This is a genomic window from Paenisporosarcina quisquiliarum, assembly GCF_027563315.1.
GTDB classification, from domain to species: Bacteria; Bacillota; Bacilli; order Bacillales_A; family Planococcaceae; genus Paenisporosarcina; species Paenisporosarcina quisquiliarum.
In genome coordinates this window covers 91,985-115,611 of record NZ_JAMKBJ010000007.1, presented here as the reverse complement: position 1 = coordinate 115,611, position 23,627 = coordinate 91,985, and the positions used below count along the sequence as shown (strand labels likewise).

Genomic DNA, 23,627 nt, shown 5'->3' with positions numbered 1-23,627 from the left:
ATCTTATACGATTTGTGAGAGAACAATGGGTTTAGGAGGTTTTTTAAATGACTGAAGAAAAAATTTATGATGTTTTGATTATTGGGGCAGGACCTGCAGGTATGACGGCAGCTGTATATACATCGCGAGGGAATTTGTCGACTTTAATGCTTGAACGAGGCATTCCAGGTGGTCAAATGGCGAATACAGAGGAAGTTGAAAACTATCCAGGTTTCGAGCATATTTTAGGACCTGAACTTTCAACGAAAATGTTTGATCATGCTAAAAAATTCGGTGCGGAATACGCATACGGCGATGTACAGGAAATCATTGATGGAGAAGAATTCAAAACCATCAAAGCTGGTGGAAAAGTATATAAAGCCCGTTCAATTATCATCACAACTGGTGCTGAATATAAGAAAATGGGTATTCCAGGCGAAACTGAACTTGGTGGACGTGGGGTAAGTTACTGTGCAGTCTGCGATGGCGCGTTCTTCAAAAATAAAGAATTAGTCGTTGTAGGTGGCGGAGATTCAGCTGTTGAAGAAGGCGTATATTTGACACGTTTTGCTAGCAAAGTAACAATTGTTCATCGTCGTGACGAACTTCGTGCCCAAAAAATCCTTCAAGATCGTGCATTTGCAAATGAAAAAATTGATTTCATCTGGAACCATACTGTAAAATCAATCAACGATGAAAATGGCAAAGTCGGAAGTGTGACATTGGCATCCACTGTAGATGATTCAGTACAAGAATTTAAAGCAGACGGTGTATTTATTTATATCGGAATGCTTCCATTAACCAAACCATTCACTGAGTTAGGAATCCTGAACGAAACAGGCTATATTTTAACGAATGAAAAAATGGAAACAAGCATCCCAGGAATCTTTGCTGCTGGAGATGTCCGTGAAAAAACATTGCGTCAAATTGTAACTGCTACAGGAGATGGAAGCATCGCTGCTCAAGCTGCACAACATTACATTGAAGAATTACATGAAAAATTAAGTATGAAAGCTTAATTTTTAATCATTCTTTAATCCACTTGTAATACCCTTGCAACAATAAAGGAGTATAGTGAAGATAGTAAATTGACCCCCTTTTTATAGCAACACTTTGAAAGGCTGCTTTTCGGTGCAAATCGAAGAAGCAGCCTCTTTTTTTTCGTTTGGAATTGAATGGCATAGTGAAGTGGATGTCGTCGGGACAGAAAGTAGCTATTACTTGACGGTGATTAATCCATACTTGATAAAAACTCAATTTAATCTGATGGAAATCATTCGCGGTTCGTCATAAACCGCACTTTGAACAAACATTGTCATCAAATCACTTGAAGCAGGTTTTCAGTGTTTCTTTTTTTGCATACTTTTTGATATGCCCACGTTCAAAGTTGTATAATAGAATAAGTGAGTTTATTTGGATGTGGAGTGTCTAATGTGCAACGTATAGCAAATTTAATTGTTTTGAAAGATCACCAAGTACTTTTATTAAAAAAACCACGTAGAAATTGGTACGTCGCACCTGGCGGGAAAATGGAATCAGGAGAGTCTATTTATAATGCGGCTATCCGTGAATTTAAAGAAGAAACCAATACCATTCCGATCGAACCTCATCTAAAAGGCGTCTATACGATGGTTGTTCAAGACGAACATACGGATATGGAAAATGAATGGATGCTCTTTACATTTGTCTCGCATGATTTAGAAGGAATTCCGTTTGAAGTAACAAAAGAAGGAATTTTGGAGTGGCATCCAGTGGAAGCCTTGGCACATTTGCCGATGGCGGAAGGAGATCGGACAAATCTCCAATTTGCTGTATCAGGTCAAGGGGTTCAATACGGTACCTTTGTCTACACACATGATTTTGATTTAATCAAAGAAGATATACAAGCGTCATATGAGGGAGAGAAGCAATGATGGAATCACAACAAACTCAAGATTCGGAATTTGTCATCATTACCGGTATGTCTGGCGCAGGTAAAACAGTAGCCATACAAAGTTTCGAGGATCTAGGGTTTTTCTGTATTGATAACTTGCCACCAGCTCTATTAATGACGTTTTTAAAATTAATGAAGGAATCCGGAAAAGACATGAATCGTATTGCTGCGGTCATGGATATGCGTGGCGGAGATTTATTCGATTCATTGATTGGTGCACTAGATGAAATGGCGAAAGGGAATTTGAGTACACCGAAAATTCTTTTCTTGGAAGCCGACGATGAGACATTGGTCAGACGCTATAAGGAAACACGCCGTTCACATCCTCTTGCGCCTGAAGGATTGCCTTTGGAAGGAATCGCAAAAGAACGTTTGTTATTGTCAGAGCTGAAAGGCCGTGCACAATTCATTTACAACACCTCAACCCTGAAACCGAAAGATCTTCGTGAAAAAATACAAGAAGAGTTTTCATCAAAAGGAAGTTCTACATTTACCGTAAACGTCATGTCTTTCGGTTTCAAACATGGTTTGCCGATTGATGCGGATTTGGTATTTGATGTACGATTCCTCCCGAACCCTTATTATATAGAAGAGTTACGTCCAAAAACGGGCTTGGATTCTGATGTATCCGGTTATGTGTTGAAATGGCCGGAAACCCAAATGTTAATAGAAAAACTGACTGATTTACTGACTTATATGATTCCTCAATATAAACGAGAAGGAAAACGCCAGCTTGTCATCGCATTTGGTTGTACAGGCGGGCAACACCGTTCCGTAACTCTTACGGAATACTATGCAAACTTGTTTCAACAAGACTATCAAACTGTAATAACTCATCGAGATATTAAACATAGAAAGGGCTGATGGAATGGCACGTTCCAAACGTCGAAAACGAATCGTCATAATCGGCGGGGGAACGGGTCTGTCCACGTTACTGCGGGGATTAAAGAAATTCCCGGTCGATATCACTGCAATTGTTACGGTTGCGGATGATGGAGGGAGCTCAGGCCGTCTCCGAGACGATTATGATATTCCTCCTCCAGGAGATATTCGTAAAGTAATGGCTGCATTATCAGATGTAGAGCCTTTAGTTGAAGAAATGTTCCAATATCGATTCAGTCAATCTGATGATCTTGGTGGACATTCCCTTGGGAATTTAATGTTAACGGCGTTGACAGATATAACTGGAGACTTTTCACATGCGATTCGGGAAATGAGTCGCGTACTGAATGTTCATGGCACCGTGTTGCCAGCCGCGAATCAGACGATCACACTTCATGCAGAACTGGACGATGGTACCATCGTTACAGGAGAATCTAAAATACCTACATATAATCAGCGAATCCATCGTGTCTTTTTGACACCTAACGATGTGGAACCTCTTCCTGATACGATAAAAGCTATCAGAAAAGCTGATTTACTCGTATTTGGACCGGGAAGTTTATATACTAGTATTTTGCCCAATTTATTGGTTCAAGGAATTCAAAAAGCAATACTTCAATCAAAGGCGCCAAACGTATACATTTGCAACTTAATGACACAGGCTGGAGAGACGATGGATTATTCAGCGGCTGATCATGTCCGTGCGTTGATGTTGCATATGGGTGCTCCTTTTATTCAAACAATTTTATTGAATACGGATGAAGTTCCTTTATCCGTTCAAAAAATTTATGAACAAGAACAGTCCATGCCGGTGAGTTATGATGAATCACGATTAAATCAATTAGGAATAACAGTGGTCAAAAAAGATATAGCGACCATTCAGGATGGTGCCATTCGCCATGAAGCAACTAAAGTTGCCGAATGGTTGGTCCATTATGCGGAAGATAAGGAAAATGCAATCAAGCAAACATTTATCTGACTTTCGCTCGAAAGGGGGAAATACCTATGTCATTTGCATCTGAAACGAAAAAAGAAATGACGCAAGCTGACATAACGCCTTGTTGCGCGAAAGCAGAACTTTCTGCACTAATCCGCATGAATGGTGCACTTTCATTTGCTAACCGAAGTTTGAGTTTGGATGTACAGACAGAAAACGCAGCAATTGCCAGACGTCTGTATACTTTAATGAAAGAATTATACCCGTACCAAGTAGAACTTTTGGTACGAAAGAAAATGCGATTGAAAAAGAACAATGTATATATTTGTCGCGTACGTGATGGGGCAAAAGCTTTGCTGGAAGATTTGAAAATCATTACAGAAGATTTTCAGTTCAATCATACGATTTCAGCTGACCTTGTCAAAAAAAATTGTTGTAAGCGTGCGTATTTGCGTGGAGCATTCTTAGCAGGTGGATCTGTTAACAATCCTGAAACCTCTGCTTATCACTTGGAAGTGTATTCTCTATATAAAGACCATAGTGATGCACTTGTCGATTTAATGAATGGTTTTGGATTAAATGCCAAAACAATCGAACGTAAAAAGGGCTTTGTAACCTATTTGAAGGAAGCTGAAAAAATCTCGGATTTCTTAAGTATTACAGGTGCCCACCATGCATTGTTGAAATTTGAAGATGTTCGTATCGTTCGTGATATGAGAAATAGCGTAAATCGCCTCGTTAATTGTGAAACAGCCAATCTTAACAAAACGATTGGTGCATCCATAAGACAAGTGGAAAATATTCGTTATATAGATAACGTTATCGGAATTGACCAATTGCCTGAAAAGTTGCGGGAAGTAGCCAGGTTACGCGTGGAGTATACAGATGTGACTTTAAAAGAGCTAGGCGAAATGGTCTCTACAGGGACAATCAGTAAATCAGGCATAAATCACAGATTGCGTAAGCTTGATGAAATTGCTGATGGACTTCGCGGTGGAGTGGCGTTCGATAAAGTGAAAAGATAGTTGTGAGAATGGCTCATTTCAGCTAACATAAAAAACAATACATGAACGCACAAAGTTTAGGGGGCAAGAACGAATGACGGAAAATCAAGTACAAGTGGAATTAAAATCTGGATTGCAGGCAAGACAAGCTGCTCTTTTTGTGCAAGAAGCAAATCGTTACCAAGCAGATGTATATTTGCAAAAAGACGATAAAAAAGTAAATGCAAAAAGTATCATGGGCATTATGAGCCTGGCGATCAGCAAAGGATCATCAGTAACAATCAGTGCTGAAGGATCAGATGAAGAAAAAGCGGTTGAAGGACTAATCGCTATGATTCAAAAAGAAGAATAATTTACAAAGCCTCCGACGTCGGTCGAAGGTTTTTTTTATGCGAAGATTTATTATTTGGAGTGAGAAGGCAAGAAGTAATTCAAGGGATTCTTTAGAAAAGGAAGATACGATGAGTCAATTAGAAGAAATATTGAAGGAGTAACCTAATAAAGAAAAACCGCCACCACACGTCTTAAAAACGTTTGGTGACGGCATTTTGACGCCCTCGGAGGGAATCGAACCCCCATCTCAAGAACCGGAATCTTACGTGTTATCCATTGCACCACGAGGGCAAGCGACTTACCTATTATACAAAGAGATAGTAAACAATTCAACTGTACTTTTTTATGCATAATATTTGACCTTCCTTGACCAACTTGTATATGATAAAGGAACAACCGAGTACAATAGATAATACTCGGGATGTACGAAAATTATTAAAAGCTTGAAGGGGGCAATTTCAATGAATTTAATTCCTACAGTTATTGAACAAACAAGCCGCGGAGAGCGCGCTTATGACATTTACTCACGTTTATTAAAAGACCGCGTGATTATGCTTGGAAGCGGCATTGATGATAATGTTGCAAACTCCATCGTTGCACAATTACTTTTCCTAGAAGCTGAAGATCCAGAAAAAGATATTTCAATTTATATCAACAGCCCAGGCGGAAGTATTACTGCGGGTATGGCGATTTTTGACACAATGCAATTCATCAAACCTGACGTACAAACTATTTGTATCGGGATGGCAGCTTCAATGGGCGCATTCTTACTGGCGGCAGGAACAAAAGGTAAGCGATATGCATTACCAAATGCAGAAGTTATGATTCACCAACCACTTGGTGGAGCACAAGGTCAAGCGACTGAAATTGAAATCGCAGCAAAACGTATTCTGTTCTTGCGTGAAAAATTAAACGGTATCTTGGCTGAACGTACAGGTCAACCGATTGATGTCATTGCAAAAGATACGGATCGCGATAACTTCATGACAGCTGAACGTGCGAAAGATTATGGTTTAGTAGATCATATTATTTCCCGCAGCGACTTGAAAAAAGCGTAAATAACGAAGCTACAGTGACTTGTTTAGTCACTGTAGCTTTTTTTGTTTATGACAAAACGAGCTCACGTAGGAAAAATGGAGAGTGACGTAGGAAAAAAGCGGGGTCCACGTAGGAAAAAACGAGCTCGACGTAGGAAAAATCGCGACTGACGTAGGAATCACCGCTAGTATAGACTAAAATGTTTTAATCATCTCTAAAGAAGGTAGATATTGACTATACTATCCAAGAGGTGAAGATCATGAAAAAAGGTTTAGGCCCAATTATTATTGTGGGCATTATTATTGTTGTTTTGGCTCTTATGTTAATTCCAAGTTATAACGGATTCGTTAACGGTGAAGAGAATGTGGACCAAGCATATGCACAAGTAGAAAATCAGTTGCAACGTCGTATTGACTTGATTCCAAATTTAGTGGAAACAGTTAAAGGGTTTGCCAAGCAGGAAAAGGACGTTATTGACAGTGTGACCGAAGCACGTGCTCGTTTGGCAGGTGCAGGCTCTCCTGAAGATCAAGCAGCAGCGAATGATGAGTTATCGGGTGCGTTAAGCCGATTACTGGTTGTTGTGGAGAATTATCCTGAATTAAAATCTGATGCGAACTTCCGTCAATTGATGGATGAGTTGGCTGGTACTGAAAACCGTTTGTCTGTGGCACGTCAGGATTACAACAACGCAGTTTCTGATTATAACCGTAAAGTGAAACGTTTCCCGGGTGCGCTAATAGCAGGCATTTTCGGCTTTGACGAAAAAGAATACTTTAAAGCTGAAGCTGGCGCGGAAGAGGCACCTAAAGTCGATTTCGGAGGAGATGGCGAGTGATGAAAAAAGCTGCGCTTTTCGTAGGAACGGCGCTTCTTTTTCTGTTGACGCTTGCGCCAATGATTCAGGCGGCAACAATTCCAAAACCTGTTGGTGACATTTATACGCAAGACTTTGCGGGGTTACTGAATGAAAATCAGATAGCGGAAATTAACGAAATGGCTAGACGGTTGGATGATGCAACGGGTGCCCAAATTGCCGTTTTGACGGTTAATTCCACCGACGGGACGGACATTCAAAGTTTCGCGAACCAAGCCTTCCGCGAATATCAACTTGGGGATGCCGAAAAAAACAACGGTGTCTTGTTAGTAATTGATATGGGTGAAAGGGACATTTGGGTTGAAGTAGGCTATGGACTTGAAGGAGCCCTTCCCGATGGAAAAGTGGGACGCATACTAGATGAATTTACCGTTCCTTATATGAAAAATGATCAAGCTGATCAGGCGATACTTAATACTATGAAAGTCTTTTATCAGGAAATTGCTACCGAGTATGAATGGAATGGAGAAGCTGTGGAGCCTGTAATGGCCAATCAAGGTAGCGGTGGCGGAGGCTCCATGTCATTCATCACTATTATCATTATTGCCCTCGTGCTTTACACGATTTTTAAAGGTCGTGGCGGAGGCGGTATGGGACCAGGTTCGCGTGGACGCCGAGGTGGCTTCCCAATGATTTTCGGACCGGGATCATTCGGTGGTGGTTTTGGAGGAGGCGGCGGTGGCGGTTTCCGTGGCGGAGGCGGAGGATCTTCCGGCGGAGGCGGCGCAGGCCGCGGATTTTAATTTTAAAAGAAAGTATACAAGCAGCTCATAGTGGCTGCTTGTTTTTTCATTGTTAAATATAAAGTACAATTCTAGATTATAGGGACTTAATCTAAAGTTGCGAAAGGAAGCGGTAAGATGAACGTACAATTTTATACGAGACCGAATTGTCCATTATGCGAGGATGCACGACTGATGCTTGAACTCGTCAAAGAAGATGTAGTACTACATATAGAAGAAATTAATATTGAGGACAATGATGACATCCATGAAAAATTCTTACTTCGTATACCAGTTATAGAACGAGATGGAGTGGTCATTCAGGAAGGTCGGATTGATTATCCGACATTATTAGAGGTGTTTACATCGTAAACGTCTTGCACTTTATTGATAAAGAAGGTGGTCGGCTATTTCTTTCGCTTTCCGCGGACGAAACGCCAGCCTCCTCGAATCAGTTGTCTCTGACAACTGATTCTGTGGGGTCTAGCTTGTTCCGTTTTTCCGCAGGAGTCTTCAGAAATAGCCGACCACTTGCCTACTTAATTAGTTTGCAGAGACACCTTTACACATAATTTCTGTTGATTGGAGTGGAGGCGGCGACTTCAGCGGGAACAGCACGAGCTGAAGGCCCCGCAGGAACGTAGTGACGAGGAGACTGAAGCCGTGCCCGCGAAACGCGTCCGCCGCAATGGAAATCAACATATCTTGCGTAGGCTCTTCTTCAATATTCAATAATATACAGTTATATACACTAATTTTTTGTTTGTCTACAGTCTGGGCGTTTACATCGTAAACGTCTTTTTATTTGCACTTTTTTTAGATAAGGAGTATATTCTATATAGAGGCGGGACATAAATTGATATAGTGGGACAAAAAACGTCCAACCACTTTTCAGAAGGAGAATGCAATGGATCAATTACTAGGAGCACAACAAAAATTGTTACCGGAAATGACTGCGCTTCTCCAGAAAAGATATCGTTTATTGATGACCATCCAGTTAACTGCTGGAATTGGTCGCAGAGCCCTCAGTGAAATCGTTCACTCAACCGAACGGGAGACTAGAAGAGAGCTCGACATTTTACGGGCACAAGGATTAATACATGTGCTTGCAAATGGAATGGAAATTACGCAAGAAGGTAATGATGTTTTAGATAGCTTGAAAAATTTAGTTCACGAATGGTCTGGTTTAAGTGAACTGGAAAAACAACTTGAGAAGAATTTCAAGTTAAATCGCGTGATTATCGTGCCTGGAGACAGTGAAAAAGAAAGTCAGGCGAAGTCATTAATCGGTCAGGAAGCTGCAAAGCAACTGGAGCAATTATCGAAAGAGCGAGACACTGTCGCTGTCACGGGTGGAAGTACAATTGCTGCCATTACGAATCACTTATCGGTGCATATCAAACCTAAAAATCTAGTGTTTGTAGCAGCACGTGGTGGAATCGGGGAAAATGTGGAACTGCAAGCGAACCATATTGCATCTGCATTTGCCGCACAAGCAAGTGGTACTTCTCGAACACTATACTTACCTGATCATTTAAGCGAAACCGCCTATAAAACCATGATCAAAGAGCCTGTCATTAAAGAAATGATGGACTTATATGACCATACAAACATTGTCATTCATGGAATAGGTGATGCGAAAGAAATGGCAAAAAGGCGAAACTCAAGTCTTGAGGAACTGGATATTATTTCAGAGAAACAGGCTGTGGGAGAAGCGTTTGGTTACTATTTCAATGAACAGGGCAAAGCTGTCCATCGGATTCGGACGGTGGGAATTCAATTAAAACAACTGAATCAAGTGAAACATTTACTAGCAGTAGCAGGTGGAGCTTCTAAAGCTTCTGCCATGCTTTCATATTTAAAACACGCACCACATCAGACCGTATTGATTACGGATGAAGGTGCAGCCAAAAAATTAACTCAACTTATGAGTAATGAAAACTAGGAGGAACTTTAAATGACTTTAAAATTAGCGATTAACGGATTTGGACGTATTGGACGTGTGGTATTCCGCGAAGCATTACAACGTGACGGAGTGGAAGTAGTAGCAATTAACGACTTAACAGATGCAGCGATGTTGGCGCATTTACTAAAATACGATTCAGTTCACGGCGTTTTTGATGCTGAAGTTTCTTCAGAGGGTGAATACTTAATCGTCAATGGCAAACAAGTACGTGTGTATGCTGAAAAAGATCCTTCCGTATTACCATGGAAAGAACTTGAAATCGATATCGTTGTAGAATCAACTGGTATCTTCCGCGATGAAAAAACTGCAGGCAAACATATCGAAGCTGGTGCGAAAAAAGTAATCGTTTCTTCTCCTGGTAAAGGCAATATGCCGACATTCGTTATGGGTGTTAACCATGAGACTTACAATGCAGAAACTGACAATGTTGTTTCTAACGCATCATGTACGACAAACAGCTTAGCTCCAGTTGCTAAAGTACTTCATGAAAGCTTTGGCATTAAACGTGGGATGATGACAACAATTCATTCATACACAAATGACCAACGTATTTTGGATTTACCACATGAAGATTACCGTCGTGCACGTGCAGCAGCTGAATCAATGATTCCGACTTCAACTGGTGCTGCAGCTGCAGTATCATTAGTTCTTCCTGAATTAAAAGGCAAGTTAGATGGTATGGCTGTTCGCGTACCAACACCAAACGTATCATTAGTTGATTTAGTTGTAGAACTTGATAAAGACGTGACAACTGAAGAAGTTAATGCAGCCTTAAAATCAGCAGCTGATAACGAGTTAAATGGTTTCTTGGAATACAATGACTTGCCATTAGTATCTCGTGACTATAACGGCAATGCAGCTTCATCAACAGTTGATGGATTGTCTACAATGGTTCTTGAGAAAAACATGGTCAAAGTATTGTCTTGGTATGACAATGAAACAGGTTACTCTACTCGTTGTATCGACCTTGCATTACACATGGCTAGCAAAGGTTTATAAGACGTTTAAGCTCTTGAGCTAAAGTAGCGAATATTGTCATTAACCTCTATAATAAAGTAGGGTAAAAGGAACGGAGGTACCCTCCGTTCCTTATTTTTTTAATTTTTTGAGGAGGAGATTCTTCATGAAACAAAAACAGACAATGCAACAGCTGGATTTAGCAGGAAAACGCGTATTTTGCCGGGTGGATTTCAACGTCCCGATGGAAGCTGGCAAAATTACTGATGATACACGTATACGAGCAGCACTTCCAACGATTCAACAATTGATCGAAAAGGGTGCGAAAGTCATTTTGGCGAGTCATATGGGCCGTCCAAAAGGAGAAGTCACTGAAGAGTTACGCTTGACTGAAGTTGGTAAACATTTAAGTGAGCTTTTACATAAACCTGTTCTAAAACTGGACGAGTCAGTCGGCGCGTCAGTTGAAGAAGCAATTGCCGGAATGGAAGACGGAGACATTGTATTGCTTGAAAATGTCCGGTTCCATAAAGGCGAAGAAAAAAATGATCCACAATTGGCTGAACAATTCGCGAAGCTTGCAGATGTGTTTGTAAACGATGCATTTGGAGCTGCACATCGCGCGCATGCTTCTACTGAAGGCATTGCAAAACATATTCCTGCAGTTTCGGGGTTATTGATGGAAAAAGAGTTGGACGTTCTGGGTAATGCATTATCTGAGCCCGACCGACCATTTACTGCCATTATTGGTGGTGCAAAAGTAAAAGATAAAATTGGCGTAATTGATCATTTATTAGATAAAGTGGACAACCTTATTATCGGTGGAGGCTTATCGTATACATTTTCTAAAGCACAAGGCAATGATATTGGAAAATCCTTGCTTGAAGAAGACAAAATTGATTTAGCCAAATCATTTATCGATAAAGCGAAAGAAAAAGGCGTGAATTTGTACTTGCCAATCGACGTTGTCGTTGCAAATGAATTTTCAAAAGATGCCGAAACAAATGTAGTTGCGATCGATGCGATTCCATCAGATTGGATGGGTCTGGATATCGGTCCTAAAACTACTGCTCAGTATGCCGATGTCATTGCCAATTCGAAACTGATTATTTGGAATGGACCAATGGGCGTATTTGAAATGGCGCCATTTGCGGAAGGCACGAAAGGTGTTGCTAAAGCGATGGCCGAAACACAAGGGTATACAGTAATCGGTGGTGGTGATTCAGCCGCAGCTGTTGAGAAATTCGATGTCGCTGAAAAAATGGATCATATTTCAACTGGCGGCGGAGCTTCATTAGAGTTCATGGAAGGTAAAGACCTACCTGGTGTCGTAGCACTGAACGATCAAAACTAAGGAGGAATTCTTATGAGAAAACCCATTATTGCAGGTAACTGGAAAATGTATAAAACATTATCTGAAGCAAAACAATTTGCAGAAGAAGTAAAAGGGTTGGCTCCGGATTCTGTGAAAGTAGATACAGTAATTTGTGCACCTGCTCTTTTTCTTGAACAATTGAAGCAAATCGTTTCGGATTCTAACGTACATGTTGGAGCACAAACGATGCATTACGAAACAGAAGGCGCTTTTACAGGAGAAGTGAGTCCTGTTCAATTAGCGGATTTAGGTGTGGAGTATGTAATTTTAGGACATTCCGAACGCCGCGAATATTTCAACGAAACAGACGAAGCTGTGAATAAAAAAGCACATGCAGCGTTCGCTCACTCTTTAACTCCTATTATTTGTGTAGGTGAAACTCTTGAAGAACGTGAAGCTGGAAACACAACTTCAAAGGTTGAAGGACAAGTTGAAAAAGCTCTTGCAGATTTAACGGAAGACCAAGTGAAGCAATCGGTTATCGCTTACGAGCCGATCTGGGCAATTGGTACAGGTAAAACTGCGACATCTGAGAATGCCAATGAAGTATGTGGCGCCATCCGTGCTAAAGTGGAGTCCTTGTATGGAGCATCTGTAGCTGAAGCTGTTCGCATCCAGTACGGTGGTTCTGTAAAACCTGAAAATATTGATGAACTGTTAACGATGGAACATATTGATGGTGCTCTAGTTGGTGGGGCAAGCTTACAGTCTTCTTCTTTCCTTAAATTGTTGGAGGCTGGTGCCAATGTCTAAATCACCAGTTGCTTTAATCATTCTTGACGGTTTCGCACTGCGTAACGAAGTTTTTGGTAATGCAGTTGCACAAGCGAAAAAGCCGAATTTCGATCGCTATTGGAATGAATATCCTCATGCATCGTTAATCGCTTCGGGGAATGCGGTGGGATTACCTGAAGGCCAAATGGGTAATTCGGAAGTAGGGCATTTAAACATTGGAGCGGGACGAATTGTTTATCAAAACTTGACCCGTATTCACAAATCGATTGCAGATGGTGACTTTTTTGATAATGCTGCATTCATCGAAGCCATTGCACATGTAAAAGCTCATGGCTCGAAGTTACATTTAATGGGCTTGTTATCAGATGGTGGTGTTCATTCACACTATGAGCATTTGTTTGGTTTATTGATGGTCGCTAAGAAAAATGGGCTAGACGAAGTTTTTGTTCATGGCTTCCTGGATGGTCGGGACGTTGGTCCAACAACTGCAATAGGATATATTGAAGAAACCGAACGTCAAATGGCTGAAATCGGGATTGGTAAATTTGCTTCTATTAGTGGGCGTTATTATGCAATGGACCGCGATCGCCGCTGGGAAAGAGTGGAGAAAACGTACCGTGCATTGGTTGACGGAGTAGGGGTTTCAGCTAGCTCTGCTAAAGACGGAGTCCAGTCTTCTTATGATCTAGGTGTAGTAGATGAATTTGTACTTCCGATGGTGATAGAAGAAGACGGTAAACCGGTTGCGACGATTGATTCACAGGACGCGGTCATTTTCTTTAATTTCAGACCTGACCGTGCGATTCAATTGTCTTCTGTGTTTACCAATCCAACATGCGAAACAACATTTTCTTTGAGTCCGAAGCATCCTACAGATTTGAAGTTTGTGACTTTTACTTACTATAGTGATGAAGTTAAGGCTACCGTTGCTTATGAAAGTGATAATTTGCTTAATACTGTTGGGGAAGTTCTTTCGGCAAACGGGAAAACCCAATTACGTATTGCTGAAACTGAAAAATACCCGCATGTGACTTTCTTTATGAGTGGTGGACGGGAAGAGCGATTCCCAGGGGAAGAGCGCATTCTCATTAATTCACCACAAGTAGCCACATATGATTTACAACCGGAAATGAGCGCTTATGAAGTGACGGAGGCCTTGTTGAAGGCTATTGAGTCCGGGCGTTTTGATGGAATTATCCTGAATTTCGCCAATCCGGATATGGTAGGGCATAGCGGTATGCTTGAGCCAACGATTCGTGCAATCGAAGTGGTTGACGAATGTTTGGGTCGAATAGTTGATGCCTTGCTGGCTAAAGGTGGAGCAGCCATCATCACAGCAGATCATGGCAACTCTGACGAGGTCGTAACGATAGAAGGAAGACCAATGACTGCGCACACGACTAATCCTGTTCCGGTCATCGTCACAAAAAACGGTGTTTCATTACGAGAAGATGGCATTTTAGCCGATTTGGCGCCAACCATGTTACACTTATTAGGAATTAATCTACCACCTGAAATGACAGGTAAAACATTAGTGAAAGCTGAGGAGATTTAAACATGCCAATTATTACACAAGTACAAGCTCGCGAAGTATTGGATTCACGTGGTAATCCCACAATCGAAGTAGAAGTATTTACGGAAAGCGGCGCATTCGGTCGTGCAATCGTACCTTCAGGTGCTTCCACTGGTGAACATGAAGCCGTAGAACTTCGTGATGGCGACAAAGGTCGTTACCTTGGTAAAGGTGTGTTAAAAGCTGTTGAAAACGTTAACGACATTATTGCAGCGGAAATCGAAGAGAACTTCTCTGTTCTTGACCAAGTATCAATTGACCAAGCATTAATTGAATTGGATGGTACTGAAAATAAAGGTAAATTGGGTGCTAACGCAATCCTAGGTGTTTCAATTGCTGCTGCCCACGCTGCTGCAGATTACTTGGATATTCCACTTTATCAATACTTAGGCGGATTCAACGCGAAGCAACTTCCAGTTCCGATGATGAACATTCTTAACGGTGGAGCACACGCAGATAACAATGTTGATATCCAGGAATTCATGGTTATGCCTGTAGGTGCAGAATCTTTCCGTCATGCTTTACGCATGGGTGCTGAAATTTTCCACAGCTTGAAATCAGTATTGAAAGAAAAAGGCTTGAACACAGCAGTTGGTGATGAAGGAGGATTCGCACCAAACTTGGCTTCAAACGAAGAAGCCCTTACGACTATTTTAACTGCGATTGAAAAAGCGGGTTACAAGCCTGGTGAAGAAATCTTGCTTGCAATGGACGTAGCTTCTTCTGAGTTCTTTAACAAAGAAGATGGTAAATACCACTTGTCTGGCGAAGGCATCGTGAAAACATCTGAGGAAATGGTTGCTTGGTATGAAGAGCTTTGCAACAAATACCCAATCGTTTCAATCGAAGATGGCTTGGATGAAAACGACTGGGCTGGACATAAATTATTGACTGAGCGTCTTGGTGACCGTGTACAATTGGTTGGAGACGACTTGTTCGTAACGAACACAACAAAACTTTCTAGAGGGATCGAAGAAGGCGTTGCTAACTCGATCTTAATTAAAGTAAACCAAATCGGTACATTAACAGAAACATTTGATGCAATTGAGATGGCTAAGCGTGCAGGTTATACAACTGTCATTTCTCATCGCTCAGGCGAATCTGAAGATGCAACGATTGCGGATATCGCAGTTGCAACAAATGCGGGCCAAATCAAAACGGGTGCACCATCACGTTCTGACCGTGTGGCAAAATACAACCAATTGCTTCGTATCGAAGACCAATTGTATGATACTGCAAAATATTTAGGCTTAAAAACGTTTTATAACTTGAAAAAATAATTGGAAAGCCGCACACCGTTTTCATAAGGTGTGCGGCTTTTTTTCTTTAATGAAGTGTGAAATTGGAGATACACCAGATAATGCCTTGGTTACCCCAAATAAAAACAGAGTTACCCCAAATAACACCCTGGTTACCCCAGATAAAATCTACTCAACCCCAGATAACACAACCCACAATTACCCTAAAACAAACCCTGACGAACCAATCATCCTGAAGAGAAAAATCGCTCAGACAACTTGTGCAGTGATTGAACCTCTTCCATATCCACTACGCCTTCCATATAATTCGGTAAATGACTGAAGCGGTGTAAGAGCAACAGTTGCATCAGTCGCAATCGTGTTGCATTATCTAGCGTTAATCCGTATGAGTTCAAGAACGTACTTGTTAACCCAGGCTCTTTAAAGAAGCTAAACAAGATGGGACCTAATAAATCATACTCGGGTTCGCCAATAAAACAATCTGCGAAATCAATTAATCCGGTCAGTTTCCATTGTCCGTTCACTTTGTTCATTAATAAATTGAAAGGAGTATATTCTCCTGTGAGGAGTACTTTTTCACTGGAAGGTAAGAAGGATGCGATATAATCTTGGACCTCCTCAAGTAAATGTGGTGCAAGATCAGTGCTCGCATGATGCTTCACCACGTTTTCTTTCTGAAGAGAAATCCATGATTCAAAAGAGTTTTCCAAAACGCGATACTTTGAAATATCCAGTTGATGCATTTGACTGATCAACAAGCCTAAATCATGGGCAACTCCGATTTTCTCGTTTGCAGACAATTCATCCCATATGTCAATTAGCAATTCACCTGGTACCCGAGTCATTAAAAAGTATTTCCATCCGTCGTACATCCCTCTTTGGACGATTTCTGGAACCTGAATCGATACCTTCGTCCAATCCGTCTGTGTCAGTACTTCAGTTTCAATCGTGAATTCGGGGGAATCAAACGGTGCAAACAATTTCAGGACATACTGGTCATCTACGCCATATACAATATTTCCACCAAGTGAATATCTCGAAAACGATTGGTAAGGAATGTTTTCGTTTTCTAATAAAGCTCTCACAACCTCATCCCAGAGAGAATGATTATGATGGTTTTCTCTAAATTCATTTCTAGTCATCTTTGGTATCAACATTGTTAATTCCTTTCTCTGTCTAGCTTAAAGCACAATCCTGCACTTTCGATTCTATTAATCATGCATAAGAATGTGTTCGAAATGTCCTATAAACATAGTAAAAGAACGACTCTTCAAACTTTTCTTCAAGATTCTATCATTTTATCAAATAATCTGACATAATTCGTATTGTATTTCTCTTACCTTATTGTGCTTGTCTCTATTATTTGGTAAAATAGTTCTTGTTGTGATGTTTCTGATCGGGAGGTGGAACAAATGCATGCGTTTTTATTGACTTTACTCGTCATCGTTTCGCTAGCATTAATCGTTGTTGTGTTGTTACAATCAGGGAAAAGTGCAGGTTTATCAGGTGCCATCTCTGGCGGAGCTGAGCAACTTTTCGGGAAGCAAAAAGCAAGAGGTATTGATCTTGTCTTGCACCGTGTAACGATTGTATTAGCCGTATTATTTTTTATACTGGCAATTGCCGTAACAAAATTATAATCAACACATACGAACCGCCTGACCGACTGAATTGGTTAGGCGTTTTCTTATTTTATTAATTGATGGAAAAAGTTGGTTGCTTTAATAAAAATATTATTTAGATACATACTGTTTGAATGATGTGTTTTGTAAAGGAGAGGTTTTTTGAATGCGAATCGCGCAACCCAAACCGTTCTTTTTTGAGGCGGGTAAAAGAGCCGTATTGTTATTGCATGGATTTACGGGAAACTCATCGGATGTACGCATGCTTGGACGTTTTTTAGAAAAAAATGGCTACACATCACTGGCTCCTCACTATAAAGGGCATGGTGTTCCACCGGAAGAATTGATTCAATCTGGCCCTGCAGATTGGTGGAAAGACGTCATGCGTGGCTATGATCAATTGAAGGCTGCTGGGTATGAAGAAATTGCTGTGGCCGGTTTATCATTAGGTGGTGTCTTTTCTCTAAAATTAGGGTATACCGTTCCTGTAAAGGGAATCGTGACGATGTGCGCGCCAATGTCCATGAAGACAACAGAACTCATGTACGAAGGTGTTTTAAAATATGCGCGCGATTATAAGCGTTATGAAGGAAAAGACGCTTCACTTATCGAAGAAGAAGTAGAAGCACTACAAAAGACTTCGATGGATTCACTTCCTGATTTACGAAATCTCGTGTATGACGTTCGTGATCATGTAGATCATGTGTATGCACCACTATTTGTTGTGCAAGGCCGTCAAGATAGTGTCATTGATGTGGACTCCGCCAATATTATATATAATCAGGCAGAATCATTTGAGAAACAAATAAAATGGTATGAACAATCTGGCCATGTAATTACACTTGATCAGGAAAAAGAACAATTGCACGTAGATATTTTAGAATTTTTACAAACGCTTGACTGGCATGTGTAAAAACGGCCATGCACGCACACGCTGAGAGAAGGAGGGATGTAACATGGAACAATCTTTAGAAGAACAATTATTCACGATATTACGAGAAGAAGATTATAAACCAATGACCGTTCAGGAATTAGAATCAAAGCTTGAGCTGGAGTATTCCGAGGAATTTAAGGAATTAGTGAAGACGCTTGCCCGACTGGAAACGCAAGGGGACGTCATCCGCTCAAGATCCAACCGTTATGGACTCCCGCAACAAATGAATTTATTAAAAGGGAAGTTTATTGGACATCCACGCGGATTTGGATTTGTTTCACCGGAAGAAGAAGGTATGGATGATATATTCATTCCACCAACAGAAATCAATGGAGCTATGAATGGAGATACCGTATTAGTAAGGGTATCGAGCTCAAGCTCGGGCGATCGTCGTGAAGGTTCGATTACCAAAATTACGGAACGAGGCATCACGAAAGTGGTCGGGCAGTTCCAGGACAATAAAGGGTTTGGTTTCGTACTTCCGGATGATAAAAAAATCTCCATGGATATTTTCATTGCAAAAGAAGATACACTTGGTGCGATGGAAGGGCATAAAGTAGTTGTAGAAATTACTGGATGGCCAGAAGGTCGTAAATCAGCAACTGGTATGGTGACACAAATCCTTGGTCATAAAAACGACCCTGGTGTCGATATTTTATCCATCATCCATAAGCATGGAATTGAAACAGAATTCCCTAAACCGGTGTTGGATCAGGCAAATGCAGTACCTGACGAAATATCTGAAGCTGATTTGGAAGGACGACGCGATCTTCGTAATGAAGTAATCGTGACAATAGATGGAGCAGATGCAAAAGACTTGGATGACGCTGTAACGGTCACTAAGAACCCAGATGGGACATACAAACTTGGGGTACACATTGCAGACGTCAGTCATTATGTAACGGATGGGTCTCCAATGGATACGGAAGCATACGAACGTGCGACGAGTGTCTATTTGACTGACCGTGTAATCCCAATGCTTCCTCACCGTCTTTCTAACGGAATTTGTTCATTGAATCCAAAAGTGGACCGTCTGACTTTGTCATGCGAAATGGTCATTGATGGCAGCGGGAAAGTCGTGTCACACGAAATTTTCCAAAGTGTTATCAAAACGAAAGAACGTATGACTTACACAGATGTTTACAAAATTGTCGAAGAAAAAGATGAAGCACTTCGAGAACGCTACAAAGATTTGGTTCCAATGTTTGAATTGATGGCAGAACTGGCTGAAGTTTTACGTCAAAAACGTGCAGACCGTGGTGCAATTGATTTTGACTTTAAAGAATCAAAAATTTTGGTGGACGAAGATGGATGGCCGACGGATGTTGTCATTCGTGAACGTACAATCGCTGAACGCCTGATTGAAGAATTCATGCTCGCAGCGAACGAAACGGTTGCGGAACATTTCCACTGGATGGATGTACCGTTCATCTACCGTATTCACGAAGATCCTAAACCTGAGAAACTTCAACGCTTCTTTGAATTCATTACTAACTTCGGTATTGTAGTAAAAGGTTCAGGGAATGAAATTCATCCACGTGCCTTGCAGGAAATCGTTGAGTCAATCGAGGGATTGCCGGAAGAACCGGTTATTTCAACGATGATGTTGCGTTCGATGCAACAAGCGAAGTATCACGCGGAAAGTTTAGGCCATTTCGGGTTATCGACGGAGTACTATACGCATTTCACTTCACCTATTCGCCGTTATCCGGATTTAATCGTTCATCGATTAATTCGAACGTATTTGATTAATGGAGATGTATCACAACCGACAGTTGCACATTGGGGAGCAGTGATGGATGAAATTGCTGACCACACATCTGGACGTGAACGCCGAGCAGTTGATGCTGAGCGTGATACTGAATCATTGAAGAAAGCACAATACATGGCAGATAAGATTGGTGAAGAGTTTGAAGGGATTGTCAGCTCTGTAACGAACTTTGGTATGTTTATCGAACTGCAGAATACAATTGAAGGACTCGTACATGTAAGCAATATGACAGATGACTATTACCGATTTGATGATCGTCAAATGATGATGATCGGTGAACGAGCAGGAAAACAATTCCGCATTGGGGATGAAGTGACTGTTCGTGTGACATCTGTTAAACCTGAAGAGTCTGCAATCGACTTTGAAATTGTCGGTATGGTTAAAACTTTCAATCGTCCTCCTCGCAAGGAAACGCCAAAAGTCATTCATGCGAAACGAAAAGAAGGTGCAGGGAGAGGTAAATCTTCTTCTGATAAATCATCACCAGGACCGAAAAAAGGCGTGAATCAAAAGAAAAAGTTTTATGAAGACATTGCCAAGAAAAACAAAAGCAGTCGTAAGCGTAAGAAAAAGTAAGGTAAAGGAGCGGCGGATAGCCGCTCTTTTCAAACAGCGAGGTGTAGACAGATGCCAAAAGGAACCGGGAAAGTGGTTGCGCAGAATAAAAAAGCCAATCACGATTATTTTATTGACGAAACAATTGAAGCTGGAATCGTGCTTCAAGGTACGGAAATCAAATCCGTCCGCAACGGGAAAGTCCAGCTGAAAGATGCATTCGTCCGCATTCGCAACAATGAAGCATGGATTTCGAATATGCACATCAGTCCTTATGAACAAGGAAACCGATTCAACCATGAACCTTTGCGTTCTCGTAAACTGTTACTGCATAAAAAGCAGATCAGTGAATTGATCGGTCTTTCAAAACAGGATGGCTATTCAATCATTCCTATCAAGATGTACATGAAAGACGGCTTTGCCAAAGTATTAATCGGCATGGGTAAAGGGAAAAAGAATTACGATAAACGCGATGATCTCAAGAAGAAAGAAGCAAAGCGAGATATTGAACGTGCGTTTAAATCCCGTAACCAAGATTGATGGCACTTGAAGTTTGACCAATTTTGTCTTATAATAGAGTTACAGCTTTGCCAGATGAACTTTTTGTTCACCCGAACATCCATTTTCATAAAGAGTTAAAAGACTTTATGATAATCCTTTTAAGGGGACGTTACGGATTCGACAGGGATGGTCTGAGCTTGAGTTGCGCGTCGGAGGGATCGGCTCCGTATCAACGTCATTTTATAATAACTGGCAAAAACCAAAACCTAGCATTCGCAGCGTAAGCTGACAATGTTGCTTGTCTTGACCATCGCCCATGTGGTCCTGTACGAGCTCACTCTTAGTGGGATACGATCGTCGGTGCGACTTGAGCCGCCGAGAAGAGAATTTCAAGTTAGCGCACAAGACGCCCGCTTGTCGGCATAATGCTGCGCGAAACTTAATAGGCAAGATACACGCGTAGAAGCTTAAGTGTTGGAGTTTCTGGACGCGGGTTCGATTCCCGCCGTCTCCATTTACATTTTTCATGTAGATGGAATAAATAACCATCAAGCACGTCTTTCGATTCATATCGAGAGGCGTGTTTTTTTGTTGTTGTCCAAATCATAGTTCTTTGGTAAGGCGGGGCGGAATATAATCAAGTAGGTTATAGATTAGATTCGTAAATGTATTTTTTTGAAGGAGGAGCGAATCTGGAAAGAATTCGTTCATTAATGCAAGTACAAAACACACTTTGGATTTATCGGCGTATTGGAAAACGCTGTTTGGATTTGTGTGTATCGTCAATATTACTAATTTTATTGATTCCGCTATATCCCTTGGTTGCTTTACTCTTATTAGTTTTTTCGGGGCGACCTCTTCTGTTTACTCAAACTAGGACGGGCCTTTTAAATCAACCTTTTCAGATACTTAAATTTCGAACGATGAAGAATAGCGTTTCAAATACCAGTAAACTTAGCTTCCATTGGAATGACGGAGTTCCAAATGATTTTATTTTTAAATCGCCTCATAATTCCGAGGTGACAAAAGTTGGTGCGATTCTAAGAAAAACAAGTATTGATGAGCTGCCTCAGCTTTTGAATGTGTTACGAGGCGAAATGAGTTTGATTGGGCCTCGACCAGAAATTCCGGAAATTACAAACTGTTACAATGACCTTCAAATGAAGCGGCTATCGATGAAACCCGGCTTAACTGGTTGGGCACAAGTAAATGGGCGAGCTGATAGTTGTCACGGGCATAAAATCGACCATGATCTATATTACGTTAATAATTGTTCTTTTAAACTGGATATGAAAATTCTAATGCTGACAATTGTAGCAATTTGGAGAGGTAAGGGGGCCTATTAACTTCATGAAACGTTCATTTGAGATTCGTGATTTTATTAAATTGTTTTATAAGAAAAAGAAGTTTATCTTTTTGGTCACTTTATTTATAACCCTTATCGGAGGTATTGGTAGCTTTGCTATTCCACCTAAATTTGAATCGAAAACAGATGTACTTGTTAACTTCACAACGGCGGATGTTGTTTCCAGCGGGGAAATTGAAGCAAACTTACGTCTGATAGAAACCTATAAATATTTAATGAAGAGCAATCGCATCTTAAATAAAGTAAATGGTTCACTAAAAGAAACGTTTACGAAAGAGGAATTAAATAGAAAAGTAAAAATTGAATCGAACATCAATTCGCAAATATTAACCATATTGGCTGAAGGGCAAACTCCTGAAAAAGCAACGAACTTGTCCAATACACTGGCAAATACATTCCAAGAAGAAATCAAATCGTTAATGAATTTGGAAAATGTCCATATATTAAGTCCCGCTATAGTCGGTGAAGACACAAAATCCATTAAGCCAAATCCGGTGTTGTTCTTTGTCATTTCAGCAATTGTTGGATTTTTGGTTAGTTATATTATTGTTTTGATTAAAGAAATGTTCTTCACCGTACTCGATACACCTGAAAAAGCTGAAAAAGCTCTTGGATATCCTGTCATCGGAGTTATTCCTACAGGAGAAGGAAAGCTCATAAACGATCTTGAGCCCCACGATGTCTTTACAGAAATGTTCCGTTCCATTCGTGCCAATCTCCTCTATGTTCTATCAAAAAATAGTGCTAAAACGTTGCTTGTTACAAGTGCCGAGCCAGGTGATGGAAAATCTTTTGTTAGCGCAAATTTAAGTATTGTATTTGCGATGGATCAGAAGAAAACGGTTTATGTTGATGCGGATTTAAGAAGAGCAACTGGGCGCAAATTATTTCAATTACCGAAAAGACTAGGTGTTACATCCTATTTAGCAGGTGATCATATTCTGGAAGATATCATTCAGCCCACTAAAGTACCAAACCTTTCTTTCATCAGTGCAGGTCCCGTTCCCCCAAACCCTACCGAGCTTTTGTCTTCACCAAAATTTGCATATTTCTTGGACGAATTGAAAAAGCAATTTGATATTATAATTGTCGATACTCCACCCTTACTAGTTGCTGATACACTACATGTTTCTGAAAATGTGGATGGTTGCTTGTTTGTAGTAAATGCAGAGACTTCTAGGCTTGAACAGTCTATTTACTCGATCGAACAGTTAAAACAAGTCCAAGCTCCACTGATCGGAACTATATTAAACAAGGCAGAAAGCTCTATCCAATCAAATTCTTATTATTATTAAGGGAGGGACCAAT

24 protein-coding genes, 1 tRNA gene and 1 other RNA gene are annotated in these 23,627 nt (G+C 40.8%); 24 read left to right on the top strand and 2 right to left on the bottom strand.

Annotated elements, in window-relative coordinates:
* Window positions 1–47 precede the first annotated feature (47 nt).
* From trxB to M9R32_RS09895, 7 genes are all read left to right on the top strand, one after another.
* Entirely contained in the window at window positions 48–998 is a 951-nt protein-coding gene (trxB, locus tag M9R32_RS09925; RefSeq protein ID WP_269926586.1) for a thioredoxin-disulfide reductase, read from the top strand.
* A 112-nt stretch (window positions 999–1,110) separates the two neighbouring features.
* Complete coding sequence (locus M9R32_RS09920) at window positions 1,111–1,272, top strand: hypothetical protein (protein WP_269926585.1); 162 nt, start codon at window positions 1,111–1,113, stop codon at window positions 1,270–1,272.
* Window positions 1,273–1,412: 140 nt separating this feature from the next.
* Window positions 1,413–1,892, top strand: coding sequence for an NUDIX hydrolase (locus tag M9R32_RS09915; RefSeq protein ID WP_269926584.1), 480 nt, complete (start codon window positions 1,413–1,415; stop codon window positions 1,890–1,892).
* The gene (rapZ, locus tag M9R32_RS09910) at window positions 1,889–2,776 is read left to right on the top strand and encodes an RNase adapter RapZ (protein ID WP_269926583.1); all 888 of its coding nucleotides are present in this window, start codon (window positions 1,889–1,891) and stop codon (window positions 2,774–2,776) included. Before M9R32_RS09915 ends, rapZ begins: the two co-directional genes overlap by 4 nt.
* 4 nt (window positions 2,777–2,780) lie before the next feature.
* On the top strand, window positions 2,781–3,773 hold the full coding sequence (locus tag M9R32_RS09905) for a gluconeogenesis factor YvcK family protein (RefSeq protein WP_269926582.1): 993 nt from the start codon (window positions 2,781–2,783) through the stop codon (window positions 3,771–3,773).
* 26 nt (window positions 3,774–3,799) lie between these two features.
* A complete protein-coding gene (gene whiA, locus M9R32_RS09900) occupies window positions 3,800–4,756 on the top strand; it encodes a DNA-binding protein WhiA (RefSeq protein ID WP_269926581.1) in 957 nt (318 codons plus the stop codon).
* Window positions 4,757–4,829: 73 nt separating this feature from the next.
* Complete coding sequence (locus tag M9R32_RS09895; RefSeq protein ID WP_269926580.1) at window positions 4,830–5,087, top strand: HPr family phosphocarrier protein; 258 nt, start codon at window positions 4,830–4,832, stop codon at window positions 5,085–5,087.
* 200 nt (window positions 5,088–5,287) lie between these two features.
* Here the strand turns inward: M9R32_RS09895 and M9R32_RS09890 are convergent.
* A tRNA-Arg gene (locus M9R32_RS09890) sits at window positions 5,288–5,359 on the bottom strand.
* Between the two features lie 170 nt (window positions 5,360–5,529).
* On the opposite strand from M9R32_RS09890, the gene clpP reads away from it, so the two are divergent.
* The 10 genes from clpP (at window position 5,530) to eno (ending at window position 15,591) form a co-directional block, all read left to right on the top strand.
* Entirely contained in the window at window positions 5,530–6,126 is a 597-nt protein-coding gene (clpP, locus tag M9R32_RS09885) for an ATP-dependent Clp endopeptidase proteolytic subunit ClpP (protein ID WP_269926579.1), read from the top strand.
* Between the two features lie 239 nt (window positions 6,127–6,365).
* Window positions 6,366–6,944 carry a LemA family protein gene (locus tag M9R32_RS09880; protein WP_269926578.1) on the top strand — a complete coding sequence of 193 codons (579 nt, stop codon included), beginning with the start codon at window positions 6,366–6,368 and terminating at the stop codon, window positions 6,942–6,944.
* A complete protein-coding gene (locus tag M9R32_RS09875) occupies window positions 6,944–7,726 on the top strand; it encodes a TPM domain-containing protein (protein WP_269926621.1) in 783 nt (260 codons plus the stop codon). The genes M9R32_RS09880 and M9R32_RS09875 overlap by 1 nt, the downstream gene beginning before the upstream one ends.
* Window positions 7,727–7,843: 117 nt before the next feature.
* The gene (locus M9R32_RS09870; RefSeq protein ID WP_269926577.1) at window positions 7,844–8,077 is read left to right on the top strand and encodes a glutaredoxin family protein; all 234 of its coding nucleotides are present in this window, start codon (window positions 7,844–7,846) and stop codon (window positions 8,075–8,077) included.
* 535 nt (window positions 8,078–8,612) lie between these two features.
* A complete protein-coding gene (locus tag M9R32_RS09865) occupies window positions 8,613–9,650 on the top strand; it encodes a sugar-binding transcriptional regulator (RefSeq protein WP_269926576.1) in 1,038 nt (345 codons plus the stop codon).
* Window positions 9,651–9,662: 12 nt separating this feature from the next.
* Window positions 9,663–10,670 carry a type I glyceraldehyde-3-phosphate dehydrogenase gene (gap, locus tag M9R32_RS09860; protein ID WP_269926575.1) on the top strand — a complete coding sequence of 336 codons (1,008 nt, stop codon included), beginning with the start codon at window positions 9,663–9,665 and terminating at the stop codon, window positions 10,668–10,670.
* A gap of 124 nt (window positions 10,671–10,794) precedes the next feature.
* On the top strand, window positions 10,795–11,982 hold the full coding sequence (locus M9R32_RS09855) for a phosphoglycerate kinase (protein ID WP_269926574.1): 1,188 nt from the start codon (window positions 10,795–10,797) through the stop codon (window positions 11,980–11,982).
* Window positions 11,983–11,994: 12 nt separating this feature from the next.
* Entirely contained in the window at window positions 11,995–12,756 is a 762-nt protein-coding gene (tpiA, locus tag M9R32_RS09850) for a triose-phosphate isomerase (RefSeq protein ID WP_269926573.1), read from the top strand.
* Window positions 12,749–14,293 (top strand): 2,3-bisphosphoglycerate-independent phosphoglycerate mutase, encoded by a 1,545-nt coding sequence (gene gpmI, locus M9R32_RS09845; protein ID WP_269926572.1) that lies wholly within the window; start codon window positions 12,749–12,751, stop codon window positions 14,291–14,293. Before tpiA ends, gpmI begins: the two co-directional genes overlap by 8 nt.
* Before the next feature lie 2 nt (window positions 14,294–14,295).
* Window positions 14,296–15,591: a phosphopyruvate hydratase gene (gene eno, locus M9R32_RS09840; protein WP_269926571.1), complete on the top strand. Its 1,296-nt coding sequence runs from the start codon at window positions 14,296–14,298 to the stop codon at window positions 15,589–15,591.
* A gap of 206 nt (window positions 15,592–15,797) precedes the next feature.
* Here the strand turns inward: eno and M9R32_RS09835 are convergent, their stop codons facing one another.
* Window positions 15,798–16,655, bottom strand: a complete 858-nt coding sequence (locus tag M9R32_RS09835; RefSeq protein ID WP_269926570.1) for a phosphotransferase family protein — start codon at window positions 16,653–16,655, stop codon at window positions 15,798–15,800.
* 327 nt (window positions 16,656–16,982) lie between these two features.
* Here M9R32_RS09835 and secG point away from each other — a divergent pair, with 327 nt between their 5' ends.
* The 7 genes from secG (at window position 16,983) to M9R32_RS09800 (ending at window position 23,614) form a co-directional block, all read left to right on the top strand.
* Window positions 16,983–17,210 carry a preprotein translocase subunit SecG gene (gene secG / locus M9R32_RS09830; RefSeq protein ID WP_016429075.1) on the top strand — a complete coding sequence of 76 codons (228 nt, stop codon included), beginning with the start codon at window positions 16,983–16,985 and terminating at the stop codon, window positions 17,208–17,210.
* Window positions 17,211–17,358: 148 nt separating this feature from the next.
* Window positions 17,359–18,105 (top strand): alpha/beta hydrolase, encoded by a 747-nt coding sequence (locus M9R32_RS09825; protein WP_269926569.1) that lies wholly within the window; start codon window positions 17,359–17,361, stop codon window positions 18,103–18,105.
* A gap of 43 nt (window positions 18,106–18,148) precedes the next feature.
* Window positions 18,149–20,473: a ribonuclease R gene (gene rnr / locus M9R32_RS09820; protein ID WP_269926568.1), complete on the top strand. Its 2,325-nt coding sequence runs from the start codon at window positions 18,149–18,151 to the stop codon at window positions 20,471–20,473.
* Between the two features lie 51 nt (window positions 20,474–20,524).
* A complete protein-coding gene (gene smpB, locus M9R32_RS09815; protein ID WP_016429072.1) occupies window positions 20,525–20,992 on the top strand; it encodes an SsrA-binding protein SmpB in 468 nt (155 codons plus the stop codon).
* 123 nt (window positions 20,993–21,115) lie between these two features.
* Window positions 21,116–21,470: a transfer-messenger RNA gene (gene ssrA, locus M9R32_RS09810) on the top strand.
* Between the two features lie 148 nt (window positions 21,471–21,618).
* On the top strand, window positions 21,619–22,299 hold the full coding sequence (locus tag M9R32_RS09805; RefSeq protein ID WP_269926567.1) for a sugar transferase: 681 nt from the start codon (window positions 21,619–21,621) through the stop codon (window positions 22,297–22,299).
* Between the two features lie 4 nt (window positions 22,300–22,303).
* Entirely contained in the window at window positions 22,304–23,614 is a 1,311-nt protein-coding gene (locus M9R32_RS09800) for a tyrosine-protein kinase domain-containing protein (RefSeq protein ID WP_269926566.1), read from the top strand.
* Window positions 23,615–23,627: the final 13 nt, after the last annotated feature.